Origin of the sequence: Pseudomonas matsuisoli, assembly GCF_014647635.1 — a bacterium.
GTDB lineage: Bacteria > Pseudomonadota > Gammaproteobacteria > Pseudomonadales > Pseudomonadaceae > Pseudomonas_P > Pseudomonas_P matsuisoli.
Window position 1 is genome coordinate 187,613 of the sequence record NZ_BMPO01000001.1, and the last position, 12,669, is coordinate 200,281.

13 protein-coding genes are annotated in these 12,669 nt (G+C 59.1%); 6 read left to right on the plus strand and 7 right to left on the minus strand.

Annotated features, from left to right (window positions below; translation table 11 throughout):
• The first annotated feature begins 133 nt into the window (after nt 1-133).
• Both IEY47_RS00830 and pdeM read left to right on the plus strand, forming a co-directional pair.
• The gene (locus tag IEY47_RS00830) at nt 134-2,695 is read left to right on the plus strand and encodes a ligase-associated DNA damage response DEXH box helicase (protein WP_188981248.1); all 2,562 of its coding nucleotides are present in this window, start codon (nt 134-136) and stop codon (nt 2,693-2,695) included.
• Nucleotides 2,696-2,780: 85 nt separating this feature from the next.
• Nucleotides 2,781-3,434, plus strand: a complete 654-nt coding sequence (gene pdeM / locus IEY47_RS00835) for a ligase-associated DNA damage response endonuclease PdeM (protein WP_188981249.1) — start codon at nt 2,781-2,783, stop codon at nt 3,432-3,434.
• A 6-nt stretch (nt 3,435-3,440) separates the two neighbouring features.
• Here the strand turns inward: pdeM and IEY47_RS00840 are convergent, their stop codons facing one another.
• The 3 genes from IEY47_RS00840 to dcd all read right to left on the minus strand — a co-directional run bounded on the left by IEY47_RS00840 (nt 3,441) and on the right by dcd (nt 4,764).
• Nucleotides 3,441-3,668 (minus strand): hypothetical protein, encoded by a 228-nt coding sequence (locus IEY47_RS00840; protein WP_188981250.1) that lies wholly within the window; start codon nt 3,666-3,668, stop codon nt 3,441-3,443.
• Nucleotides 3,669-3,832: 164 nt separating this feature from the next.
• A complete protein-coding gene (locus IEY47_RS00845) occupies nt 3,833-4,021 on the minus strand; it encodes a hypothetical protein (RefSeq protein ID WP_188981764.1) in 189 nt (62 codons plus the stop codon).
• 176 nt (nt 4,022-4,197) lie between these two features.
• Complete coding sequence (gene dcd, locus IEY47_RS00850; RefSeq protein WP_188981251.1) at nt 4,198-4,764, minus strand: dCTP deaminase; 567 nt, start codon at nt 4,762-4,764, stop codon at nt 4,198-4,200.
• A gap of 183 nt (nt 4,765-4,947) precedes the next feature.
• Between dcd and IEY47_RS00855 the strand changes: the two genes are divergently transcribed.
• Together IEY47_RS00855 and bfr are read left to right on the plus strand one after the other, a co-directional pair.
• Nucleotides 4,948-5,166 carry a bacterioferritin-associated ferredoxin gene (locus tag IEY47_RS00855; protein WP_188981252.1) on the plus strand — a complete coding sequence of 73 codons (219 nt, stop codon included), beginning with the start codon at nt 4,948-4,950 and terminating at the stop codon, nt 5,164-5,166.
• Nucleotides 5,167-5,441: 275 nt separating this feature from the next.
• The gene (gene bfr, locus IEY47_RS00860; RefSeq protein ID WP_188981253.1) at nt 5,442-5,921 is read left to right on the plus strand and encodes a bacterioferritin; all 480 of its coding nucleotides are present in this window, start codon (nt 5,442-5,444) and stop codon (nt 5,919-5,921) included.
• Nucleotides 5,922-6,001: 80 nt separating this feature from the next.
• Here bfr and IEY47_RS00865 read toward each other — a convergent pair whose 3' ends face one another.
• A complete protein-coding gene (locus tag IEY47_RS00865; protein WP_188981254.1) occupies nt 6,002-6,205 on the minus strand; it encodes a DUF1289 domain-containing protein in 204 nt (67 codons plus the stop codon).
• On the minus strand, nt 6,202-6,816 hold the full coding sequence (locus IEY47_RS00870) for a CoA pyrophosphatase (protein WP_188981255.1): 615 nt from the start codon (nt 6,814-6,816) through the stop codon (nt 6,202-6,204). Before IEY47_RS00870 ends, IEY47_RS00865 begins: the two co-directional genes overlap by 4 nt.
• 137 nt (nt 6,817-6,953) lie before the next feature.
• Between IEY47_RS00870 and IEY47_RS00875 the strand changes: the two genes are divergently transcribed.
• Both IEY47_RS00875 and IEY47_RS00880 read left to right on the plus strand, forming a co-directional pair.
• Nucleotides 6,954-7,511 carry an NUDIX hydrolase gene (locus IEY47_RS00875; protein ID WP_188981765.1) on the plus strand — a complete coding sequence of 186 codons (558 nt, stop codon included), beginning with the start codon at nt 6,954-6,956 and terminating at the stop codon, nt 7,509-7,511.
• Between the two features lie 17 nt (nt 7,512-7,528).
• A complete protein-coding gene (locus IEY47_RS00880; protein WP_188981766.1) occupies nt 7,529-8,032 on the plus strand; it encodes a L,D-transpeptidase family protein in 504 nt (167 codons plus the stop codon).
• A gap of 205 nt (nt 8,033-8,237) precedes the next feature.
• Here the strand turns inward: IEY47_RS00880 and IEY47_RS00885 are convergent, their stop codons facing one another.
• Together IEY47_RS00885 and purL are read right to left on the minus strand one after the other, a co-directional pair.
• Nucleotides 8,238-8,549: a YqfO family protein gene (locus IEY47_RS00885; RefSeq protein WP_188981256.1), complete on the minus strand. Its 312-nt coding sequence runs from the start codon at nt 8,547-8,549 to the stop codon at nt 8,238-8,240.
• Between the two features lie 59 nt (nt 8,550-8,608).
• Nucleotides 8,609-12,505, minus strand: a complete 3,897-nt coding sequence (gene purL, locus IEY47_RS00890; protein WP_188981257.1) for a phosphoribosylformylglycinamidine synthase — start codon at nt 12,503-12,505, stop codon at nt 8,609-8,611.
• Nucleotides 12,506-12,669 lie beyond the last annotated feature (164 nt).

The following is a 12,669-nucleotide window of genomic DNA, read 5'->3' on the forward strand; positions in this document are numbered from 1 at the left end:
CCAACTCGGTGTACGACGGTAAATCATGTAGGAATGGGCCGGGCCGCGACCTGCTTGCCCGCGAATGCGATGGGAACGGCAACGCATCAACCCGGCTTTGCGACGCTTTATGCCACCAACGGTCATTCTCCGCATGACCCTCGCCACCGGTTGGTTCGCCCGCAACGGCTGGAAGCCTTTCCCTTTTCAAAAGGACGTCTGGAGCGCCATTAGACGAGGCGAGTCCGGATTGCTTCACGCATCCACCGGCTCAGGCAAGACCTACGCCGTTTGGCTCGGCGTGCTCAATCGTCTGGCTAAGGACAGCAAGTCCGCGGACAAACCGGCCCCGCTCCAAGCACTTTGGATCACACCGATGCGCGCCCTTGCGGCCGACACCGCTCGGGCATTACAGCGGCCGATCGATGACCTGAACATAAATTGGACGCTGGGCCTTCGCACCGGCGATACCGGCAGCGCCGAGCGGGCAAGGCAAGCACGCCGACTGCCCAGCGCGATGGTCACGACACCTGAGAGCCTGACGCTGCTACTGACGAGAGCCGACGCGCAACAGGCGTTCAAAAGCCTTCAGGTCGTCGTGGTGGACGAGTGGCATGAACTGCTCGGTAACAAACGCGGCGTGCAGTTACAGCTAGCGCTCGCGCGCCTACGCCATTGGAACCCAGGGCTCATCGTGTGGGGACTGTCCGCTACACTGGGCAATCTCGCGCATGCCCACGACACTTTGCTCTATCCACGGCAAGGTCGGTTGGTGCAAGGCCGCGTCGAAAAGACGCTGCACGTCGATACGTTGCTTCCCGAGAACATTGAACGCTTTCCATGGGCTGGGCACCTCGGCCTACGCATGCTTTCTCAAGTGGTAGCAGGACTGGATTCCGCGCAGACATCGTTGGTGTTCACCAACACGCGCGCCCAGTCCGAACTTTGGTACCAGGCCATCCTCGGCGCCCGTCCGGACTGGGCGGGCCTGATTGCGCTGCACCATGGCTCGCTTGCCCGAGAGGTCCGAGACTGGGTCGAACAGGGCTTGAAGCAAGGTCAACTGAAAGCCGTGGTCTGCACGTCCAGCCTGGATTTGGGGGTCGATTTCCTGCCCGTGGAACGCGTCCTCCAAATCGGTTCCCCGAAAGGCGTCGCGCGTCTGATGCAGCGAGCCGGCCGCTCCGGCCATGCGCCAGGCCGCCCTTCACGCGTGACGCTGGTACCGACGCACTCCCTGGAAGTCGTGGAAGCGGCGGCCGCGCAAAACGCCATTGCCGCAGGCCGCGTCGAAGGCCGCGCTTCGCCGGAAAAGCCGCTGGACGTACTTGTGCAGCATCTGGTCAGCATGGCGTTGGGCGGCGGCTTCAGACCCGACGATCTCCTCGCCGAAATCCGTACGAGCTGGGCCTACCGAGCATTGACCGACGATGAATGGGCGTGGGCCCTGGCGTTCGTCCGGCATGGCGGCCATTCGCTGACGGCGTACCCGGACTATCAGCGAGTCGAGCCTGATGCAGGGGGTGTCTGGCGCGTACCGGATCGGCGTCTCGCGCTTCGTCACCGCATGAGCATCGGCACGATTGTTAGCGATGCAAGCCTCAGCGTGCGCTATTGGAGCAAGGGCGGAAGTGGCGGGTCATTGGGATCCGTGGAAGAAGGATTCATCGCCAGGCTCCGCCCTGGCGACTGCTTTCTCTTCGCGGGACGCCTGCTCGAACTCGTGCGTGTAGAAAACATGACGGCGTTCGTCAACCGGGCCTCGGGTAAGAAGCCTGCGGTTCCCCGCTGGAATGGCGGACGGATGCCGCTTTCCAGCGAGCTAGCAACTGCGGTGGTAGAGGCGTTTGGTAGAGCAGCACAGGGCCACTACGACAGCCCTGAACTACAACTCGTGCGCCCGCTTCTCGACGTGCAGGCGCACTGGTCAGCCCTGCCGGTGCCGGGCACATTGCTGGCGGAGACGATGAAATCCCGCGAGGGCTGGCATCTGTTCCTCTACCCCTTCGCCGGGAGGCATGTCCACCTTGGGCTCGGTAGCTTGCTGGCATGGCGAATGGGTCAACGCCAGCCGGCCACGTTCTCTATAGCGGTCAACGACTACGGCTTTGAGCTGCTCTCGCCGACGGAGGTGGACTGGCCAAGCTGGCTGGACGATACGCTGTTCGCGCCCAGCCATCTGTTACACGATGTACTGGCGAGCCTTAACGCCGGAGAGTTGGCCCGCCGACGTTTCCGTGAGATTGCGCGAGTCGCGGGCCTGGTGTTCTCCGGCTATCCCGGCGCGCAGAAAAGCACGCGCCAATTGCAGGCCTCCAGCGGGTTGTTTTTCGATGTCTTTCGCCAGTACGACCCTGAAAACCTGTTGCTGACCCAGGCGCAAGAGGAAGTGCTGAAGCAGGAACTCGATGTCGACCGTCTGCAAGCCACCTTGGACCATCTGCGCGATATGCGACTGGACGTGCACTCACTCAAGCGCGCAACGCCGCTGGCATTTCCATTGATGGTGGAGCGTCTGAGAGAAAGCATGAGCTCCGAAAAACTCGTCGACCGGATTCGCCGCATGGTGGCCGATCTCGATAAAGCTGCAGGCCCTGGCGGCTATCAACTGGGGGACGACGACGCCGCGCCTCTGGTTCCCGAAGAGCCTGCACCGAAGCGCAAGCCACGTACTCGAAAGACCGGCATGGCGCGCACGACCAAACGGTCACAATGACCATACGTGTGGACCGCACCACCACCCTGTCCGAAGCAATCCCGGCAGTGGGATATACCGTGATTCAACGCATTAGAACTCGAACATGACCTCGACATTGTCCATCGACTACGCCGGCACGACACTCATACTGCTGGCTGACAAGGCCATCTACTGGCCTGCACAAAGAGCGCTTCTTATCGCCGACGTTCATATCGGCAAAGCCGCTGCTTATCGGCGCCTGGGCCAGCCGGTCCCGCATGGAACGACAGCGGACAATTTCGCGCGGATCGACGCACTGCTGCGTGGTCACACCTGCGAACGGCTTATCGTTCTGGGTGACTTTCTTCATGCGCCCGAGTCGCACAGTATCGCCACGCTTGATGCTATCGGCGAATGGCGTTTTCAGCATGCGGATTTGGATGTCGTGCTGATTCGCGGTAATCACGATCGCTGGGCGGGTGATCCGCCGGCAAGCCTATGTATCCATACCGTTGCCGAACCGCTGTTGCTGGGTCCACTTGCGCTGCAACACGAGCCCGACGCACACGCTACGCATGCGGTCATCGCAGGGCACCTGCACCCTATGTTTCGCCTACGGGGTCGTGGCCGGGAACAGCTGCGGCTGCCGTGCTTTCACATTGATCGGAAGGTGTGCCTCATGCCGGCATTCGGCCTGTTTACCGGGGGCATGAACATCGAGGCCACCGACTACTCACGAACCTATGTCGTGGCGGACGGCGGCCTTTTGGAAGTTTGAAGAGGGCTATAGCCGGGATATGCCGGTCACGGCAATTCCGTAGCATTCGGCGAGTTGAACAGCGGGCTCACTGAGGTCCAGCGACTCGTCCGCGGGCTCCTTGGACTCGCAGTTCTGGTCGGCGTAGGTGAGCACACGCTGCACCGCGTCATCCAGGCTTGGCTTATCCGCCGCCTCGACCTCGAGCTTCTCGGTGTTGTTGTCCTTGCTGTAGGTAATCGCCCATTTGGACATGATGTGTTCCTCCCGCTGGAAAGCTGACAATCCGCGGCCCGATAGCAAGCCGCTCGTACAGGTTTAGCCCATGAGGCGTCCCTGCGCTTTCGGTCTATGTAACGTGCAGCTTCGAAATGAGCCGCGAGACAGCAACGCCGACCTAAATCGGCGCTGCCTAAGATTCAAGCGATGGGTGCAGGTGGCGGCTGATCAGGAACCGTCGGCTCGCCAGGTTCGGTTGGAAGATCAGGGACACCGGGTTCCGGTGTATCCGGCTGCGGTTGTCCGGGTATGCCACCGGCGAGACGCCGCCAGACGCCTACCGCATGCTCCGCCAGGACCAATTCGGCCAGGATGGGATCGTCCGGCATCTGCCGAAACGTGGTGGTGTCGAGATAGCTAGGCATCACAAGGCTCCATTGTTTCACCCGCTCTTCGCCGGGCCTTAACGAATAGAGATGAACAAACGGTGAAAAATTCAACCCGCTCGTCCAACAACTAAGCCTGTTGACCCCCGAAGAAGCCGTGATGCCGCGAAACAGCGGGATCACGCCCGCGGCAGTGTGACGCCTCGCTGCCCTTGGTACTTACCACCGCGATCTTTGTAGGACACTTCGCACGCCTCATCGGACTGCAGGAACAGCATCTGCGCCACGCCTTCGTTGGCGTAGATCTTCGCAGGAAGGTTGGTGGTGTTCGAAAACTCCAAGGTGACGTGCCCTTCCCACTCGGGCTCGAGCGGCGTGACATTGACGATGATGCCGCAGCGCGCGTAGGTGCTTTTGCCAAGGCAGATGGTCAGGACGTCACGTGGGATACGGAAGTATTCGACCGTACGCGCAAGTGCAAAGGAGTTGGGCGGGATGATGCAGACATCACTTTTGATATCGACAAAGCTCTTCTCGTCGAAATTCTTCGGGTCCACCACAGCCGAGTGAATGTTCGTGAAGACTTTGAATTCGTCGGCACAGCGAACGTCGTAGCCGTAGCTCGAAACGCCATAGGAAATGACTCGGTTGTCATCGGCGCCACGGACCTGCCGCTCTACGAAAGGCTCGATCATGCCCTGCTCAAGGGACATGCGGCGGATCCACTTATCGGATTTGATGCTCATTAACGGCGTCCTATGGCGAGCTGAATGTGCCGCGCATATTACCGGGGGGTCTGGCACTCTTCAAAGGTCAGCGTGCCTTGGCACCCCAGCTGACCGCTCATCGCTGCGTTGCGCTGAATTTTGACTATCATTCTCATTAACATTAGTATCGCCAGCACGTTGTCGCTATCTGATAGGTCTTTCATGTACGTGTGCCTCTGCCAGGGTGTTACCGACGGCCAGATCCGGGATGCCATTTACAACGGATGCTGCAGCTATCGCGAAGTGCGTGAGGCCACCGGGGTCGCCACCCAATGCGGTAAGTGCGCCTGCCTGGCGAAACAAGTCGTCCGGGAAACGCTCACCGACGTCCAGACCGCTTCCTTGAATTTAGCCTACCCCGCTCAATTCGCTTCCGCCTGATCCCAAGGCGAATATCCCGCTGCTTTCTATAGAGCGCCGTTACCTAAAGCGGCGCTTTTCTCGTTTCGAAAAAAAAATTTTCTTGGGCCAATGCCACGCGCGCTGAGGACCTGACTACCCTTTGCGTTCGAAATCAATAGTTTGCTGCTCAAACGCGGAATGCAAACGTTCTTATTCAGATTCAAATCTCTATATATTTCAATACGTTAGTGTTGACTGCTCAAAAACTGAGCGGCACACTCGCGCCATCTCTATTTCCTGGCGAGCTTCAGATCATGAAAGGCGACAAGGTTGTCATCCAACACCTGAACAAAGTGCTCGGTAACGAGCTCGTAGCGATTAACCAGTATTTCCTTCACGCCCGCATGTATGAAGATTGGGGCTTGGAGAAGCTTGGCAAGCACGAGTATCACGAGTCCATTGATGAGATGAAGCACGCCGACAAGCTCATCAAGCGCATCTTGTTCCTCGAAGGTCTGCCTAACCTGCAAGAGCTCGGCAAGTTGATGATTGGCGAGAACACCAAGGAGATGCTCGAGTGTGATTTGCGTCTCGAACAGAAAGCAGTGCCGGATCTGAAATCGGCTATCGCCCACTGTGAAAGCGTTGGTGACTACGGCTCCCGGGAATTGCTGGAAGACATCCTCGAATCCGAGGAGGAACATATCGATTGGCTGGAAACGCAGCTTGGTTTGATCGAAAAAATCGGCATGGAAAACTACCTGCAATCGCAAATGGGCGAAAGCGGCCACTGATTTCGAGGTCATGCGTGGAGTGGATTAGCCATGCAATGGCGTAATCCACCGTTCGACCTTAGACCCAGAGCCCATCTGCCCTAGCCGATCAATAATCCCTTCGCCACCGCTCGGTCATGGCAACGCTGCAGCGTTTCCCGGCGTTCCGCGTTCGTCATGCGTGACCAGTCTGTTATTTCAGTGATCGAACGCTGGCAGCCACTGCAGGTGTCGTCGTCCTCCAGCGCACAAATATGTACGCAAGGCGATGCAACGGGCCGCTCCTCTTCTGTAAGGCCGGTCATCGCTCTGACTCACGCAACGACTCAGCCTCGGCGAACGGTTCGTCCAGCACGATGCCTGCGTCGTAGACCACGTTGATCAATTCGACGATGACCATGGCGGTCAGTCCCCAGATCTTGAAGCCTTCATAGCGATAACACGGCACATACCAACTACGCCCCTGGTGGTCGATACGGTGGGTCGATTCTCTCGGCTGCGTGAGGAAGAACCCTAGCGGCACGCTAAAAACAGCAGCGATTTCATCGTCGTTAGGCACGTACTCGACGTAGCTCGGAATGACAGCCACGTATGGCGTCACCTTGATTCCATGTTTTGAAACGAGCGTGCTTAAAGGCCCGACCACTTCCACCAAGCCTGGCGGCAAGCCAATTTCTTCGTGCGCCTCGCGCAATGCGGTGTCTGCTAGCCCAGCATCTTCGAGGTCACGCCGCCCACCTGGAAACGCCACCTCGCCGCCATGGGTCGAAAGGCCGCTGGCGCGCAATGTGAGTACGAGCTCGGGTTCGTCGGTACGCGTGATGGGGACCAGTACCGCCGCTTCGGGATACGTGCGCTCGCTCTCGAGCAGCAAGGGGCGATGATCCCGGACGCGCTGAAGCAGTTCGTCCTGCATGGATTCATACTCGGCTTATCCTGACTGCGAATAATCGCATGAACGCCAGGTCACGCCAAAGCGCGATCATCCGCCAATCGTTGCTGGTTGCGTTGCGCCGCTACTGCACCCAAGATGGCGGTGCCTTGGGAGAGATCATGAAATTCTGCAATCACTGTGGCGGTCCCCTCGTCGAACGCATACCAGATGGCGGTAACCGCGTACGGTTCGTATGTACGAACTGTCATGCCGTTCACTACCAAAATCCCAGGATCGTTGCCGGCTGCCTCCCCGTTTGGGAAGATCAAGTGCTGCTGTGCCGACGCGCGATTGCGCCGCGAAAAGGTCTCTGGACGTTGCCGGCCGGTTTCATGGAAAACGGTGAAACGATGGTCCAAGCGGCGATAAGAGAAACAGAAGAAGAAGCGTGCGCGCGCGTTTCCGGCATACAGCTCTATACGCTGTTCGACCTACCGCACATCAATCAGGTGTACGTCTTCTTTAGAGCGGAGCTCACGGACCTGGCGTTCAGTGCTGGCGTTGAAAGTCTGGAGGTGGCGCTGTTTCGGGAAGCGGCCATCCCGTGGTCAACGATGGCGTTTCCTACGGTGAGCAGAACGCTGGAATGCTTTTTTGCAGACCGGAAAACGCAGGTATTTCCCGTACGCAATGAATTGACCCCGCCACTTGTGACATCGCCGACGTGTACGTCGTGATGCGTCTGCGGCTCAACATGCGTTGGTTGATGGTTGCAATGTTGATGCTGTGCCCGCTCGTTTCCCACGCGGCGATCACCATCAGTATCGGCGACAAGACGGTGGACAAGGTGCTGGTCGTCAAATCGGCTCGCACGCTGCAGCTGATGCACCGCGACGAAGTGTTGAGATCCTATCGCGTGTCACTGGGTAAGCGGCCCAACGGCGCAAAGCTCATGGAAGGCGATCAGCGGACACCGGAAGGTTTCTATTTCATCGATTGGCGCAAGCAGAGCCAGAATTTCAACCTGTCGCTGCACATCTCCTACCCGAATCAAAGTGATATCGAGCGCGCCCGTGACGCCAAGGTGAAGCCAGGTAGCATGATCATGGTCCACGGAACGCCAATCGATGAGGAATATCCGGAATGGTACTTTCATACGCTGGATTGGACTGACGGCTGCATCGCCATGAAGAACGATGACATGCGAGAAGTCTGGGCGCTGGTTAAGGATGGAACATTGATCGAAATCCGACCGTGAACAAAAGCCCCGTCAATGTGCAACGAGCTTTGTAGAATCGCCGAGCCAATTAGCAAGTCCGTCAGAGGTATTTATCTACACACTACCTCTGTAAGAGCGGCCTTGGCCGCGAATGCGGTTCCGGCCTCGACACCCCTGGTGCGACGTACCGCGCATTCGCAGGCAAGCGAATCCCCAGACCATCCCAACATAAACCGCGGGCAGTTCAAAAATCAGCAAGGGCCCAAACGTCGTAAGCCGGCGTTTCATAGGGGTGCGTAGCCTTGAGCGCAGCAACGGCCTGGCGAATCAAATCATCCGCCACGACCATTTCCACCTTCCATTCGGCAACCGTCTCGACTTTACCAAGGTCCCCTATGAAGGGGTCGGCACCGTCCAAAGGGCGGAACTGCCCTTTCCCATGCGTCTGCCAGCAGCAACTGTCGTAATCACCGATCCGACCACCGCCGACCGCGAAGATCGCCTGCTTGACCCCTTCGAGGTGACTGTCAGGAACGAAGAAACATAGCTTGTACACTTTCGCTCCGAGGATCCCGGCCTACCTGACGGTGCCAAGTAGGACGGGGTATGCGGCCATCAATCGACCCAGACGCGCGCATTACGGAAGATGCGCATCCAACCGCCGTCTTCCTGCCACTCATCGTCGCACCAGGAGTTCTGCACCGCACGGAAGACCCGTTCAGGATGCGGCATCATGATGGTCACGCGGCCATCCTGACTCGAGAGTCCCGTGATACCACGTGGCGAGCCGTTCGGATTCGCCGGATAACGCTCGGTGACCTTCCCATGGTTATCGACGAAGCGCAGGGCAACGGTCCCGGATAGGTCCGTCTGCAGCATGGCCTCATCGCTTTCGAACTCGGCAAGCCCCTCACCGTGTGCAATAGCGATCGGCATCCGCGAACCGGCCATGCCTTGCAGGAAGATCGACGGCGAGTCCTGTACCTGAACCATCGCCACTCGCCCCTCGAACTGCTCGGATCGGTTGCGCACGAAATGCGGCCACAACTCGGTTCCCGGGATCAGTTCATGCAGGTTGGACAGCATTTGGCAACCATTGCAGACGCCCAGGGAGAAGCTGTCCTGGCGATCGAAGAAGCGCTGGAAAGCCTCACGTGCCCGCGCGTTGAACAAGATCGACTTGGCCCAGCCTTCGCCGGCGCCCAGTACGTCGCCGTAGGAAAAGCCGCCACAGGCCACAAGGCCCTTGAACGAGTCCAGATCAACGCGTCCAGACAGAATGTCGCTCATGTGCACGTCAACAGCCGAGAACCCCGCGCGATCGAACGCAGCGGCCATTTCGACCTGCCCGTTCACGCCCTGCTCACGCAGAACGGCAATGGAGGGGCGAACGCCCTTCTTTATATAAGGGGCTGCGATGTCTTCGTTGACGTCGAACCCGAGCTTGATGGACATCCCCGGGTTGTTTTCCTCGAGAATCGCATCGAACTCCTGATCCGCACATTCGGCGTTATCACGCAGGCGCTGAATACGATAGCTCGTTTCGCTCCACTGGCGTTGCAGCAAGCGGCGCTGCCCGGTGAACACCGTTACGTCATGGTAGTGGATCGACACGTCGCCATTGTTCAGCGGCTGCCCGATCACAGCGACGCAATCGGCAAGCCCGGCGGCGCTGAATTGCGCGAGCACCTCTGCCGTATCTTCCTGGCGGACCTGTACGACCGCGCCAAGCTCTTCGTTGAAGAGCAACGTCGCGATTTCCGCTTCGCTCTCTGCCAATGCATCCAGCTTGAGCTTCAGACCACAGTGGCCCGCGAATGCCATCTCCAGCACCGTGGAGAGCAATCCACCGTCGGAGCGGTCATGGTAGGCAAGCAACTTGCCGTCCAGATTAAGGCCTTGGATCACTGCGAAGAACGCTTTCAGGTCCTCGGGATCATCGACATCTGGAACCGCCTGGCCGAGTTGGCTGAAGGTCTGCGCCAGGATCGAACCGCCCATGCGGTTCTGCCCACGGCCCAGGTCGATGAGGACGAGATCGGTCTCGCCCTTGTCCATGCGAATTTCCGGCGTGAGGCTCTTACGGACGTCCTGAACCGGTGCGAAGCCGGTAATGATCAACGACAACGGTGCGGTTACGCTCTTGTCGACGCCCTCATCCTGCCAACGGGTTTTCATGGACATGGAGTCCTTGCCCACGGGGATGGTGATGCCAAGTGCCGGGCAAAGCTCCATGCCCACGGCTTTAACGGTGTCGTACAGTCGCGCGTCCTCGCCAGGATGCCCAGCGGCAGCCATCCAGTTCGCCGACATTTTAATATCGGAGATCTTTTCGATTTGGGCCGAAGCCAAGTTGGTGACGGTCTCGCCAATGGCCATACGACCGGATGCCGCGGCGTCCAGAAGCGCAAGCGGGGCCCGCTCGCCCATGGCCATCGCTTCACCAGTGAAGACGTCGAAGCTGGTGGTGGTCACCGCGCAGTCTGCCACCGGAACCTGCCACGGGCCGACCATCTGGTCGCGCGCAACCAGGCCGGTAATGGTCCGGTCGCCAATGGTGATGAGGAAGCTCTTGCTGGCGACCGTGGGATGTTGAATGACACGGGTAACCGCTTCTTCGATGGTCACGGCGGATGCGTCGAAATCATCGCCCTGCTCTGCTTCGCGGGTCGCCGAACGATGCATGCGCGGCGGCTTGCCGAGCAACACGTCAAGCGGCATGTCCACCGGTTTGTTATCGAAATGGTTGTCTGCAACCGTCAAATGACGCGCTTCGGTCGCCTCGCCAACGACGGCATATGGGCAACGCTCGCGTTCGCAGATCGCCTTGAAACGCTCGAAATCCGCAGCATCCACGCTCAGCACGTAGCGTTCCTGGGACTCGTTGCACCAAATTTCCAGCGGACTCATGCCCGGCTCGTCGTTCGGTACGTTACGCAGTTCGAAACGACCGCCACGGCCAGCGTCGTTAACCAGTTCAGGGAAGGCGTTGGACAGACCGCCCGCGCCAACGTCGTGGATGAACTTGATCGGGTTGTTTTCGCCCATCTGCCAGCAACGGTCGATAACCTCTTGGCAGCGGCGCTCCATTTCGGGGTTTTCCCGCTGTACGGAAGCGAAATCCAAATCTGCCGAACTAGCGCCGGTCGCCATAGACGACGCCGCGCCGCCACCCAGGCCAATCAACATGGCCGGGCCGCCAAGGACGATCAGCTTGCCGCCGACGGAAATCTCGCCTTTTTGCACATGATCTTCGCGAATGTTACCGAGACCACCCGCAAGCATGATGGGCTTATGGTAGCCACGAACCTCTTCACCACGTGGCGATTGGACAGCCTGCTCGAAGGTGCGGAAATAACCGTTCAACGCAGGGCGACCGAACTCATTGTTGAAAGCGGCGCCACCGAGCGGGCCTTCGATCATGATGTCCAGCGCGGAAACGATACGTTCCGGCTTGCCGTAGGGTTTCTCCCACGGTTGCAGGAAATCGGGGATGTTCAGGTTGGATACAGTGAAGCCGGTCAACCCTGCCTTGGGCTTGGCACCGCGACCCGTGGCGCCTTCGTCACGGATTTCGCCACCGGAACCCGTCGAGGCACCTGGAAATGGGGCAATGGCGGTCGGGTGGTTGTGGGTTTCCACCTTCATCAGGATGTGCACGGGCTCTTTCGAGGCGCCGTATTGGCGCGTCTCGGGATTCGGGTAAAACCGCCCCGCCGTGAAACCTTCCATCACCGCAGCGTTGTCCTTGTAGGCCGACAGGACGCCTTCGCTGTTCATCTGGTAGGTATTCTTGATCATCCCGAACAAGGATTTCTCTTGAGCTTCACCGTCGATATCCCAACTCGCGTTGAAAATCTTGTGACGGCAATGCTCGGAGTTGGCCTGCGCGAACATCATCAACTCGATGTCGTGCGGATTGCGGCCCAAACCCTTGAAGCTCATGACCAGGTAGTCGATCTCATCGTCGGCCAGTGCGAGGCCGAGCTCGAGGTTGGCGCGTTCTAACGCGTCGCGGCCACCACCCAGGATGTCTACGGACTTCAACGGCTTCGGCTCGGCGCGACTGAATAAGCCGGCCGCCTCATCCAAGGCTGACAGCACCATTTGTGTCATGCGGTCGTGCAATACGGCTGCCGCCACCCGAATATCGGCAGCGCTCAGATCGCCCGAGACGTAGTAAGCGATGCCGCGTTCCAGGCGGCGGACCTTCTCCAGCCCGCAACTGTGCGCGATGTCGGTCGCTTTGCTCGACCAAGGGGACAACGTCCCGAAGCGCGGAACAACGAGGACCAATTGCCCTTCGGGTTCCTCGACCTTTGCGCTCGGCCCGTACTTCAGCAGGCGTGCGAGAACCGTCTGCTCATCGCCGGTCAATGCGCCATCGACATCGGCAAAATGCACGAACTCGGCATACAGCTTGCTGACAGCCGGGACCTTGGTGGTCAACTGGGACAGCAGTTTGCCGTGGCGAAAAGCAGAAAGGGCGGGCGCGCCGCGCAGGATCAACATCGTCAGGACAGCCTCTGGTGGATAGGTGCTGGGAAAGCGGGATAGGCAAAACGCGGGAAACGTCCAAATACCAGCGAACGACCTCGCAGCTCACGCAACGATACGGACGCAGGGCGCGCTTCGAGGGTTCGAGCCGGTTCCGATGGCCTTGGCATGGACAACGG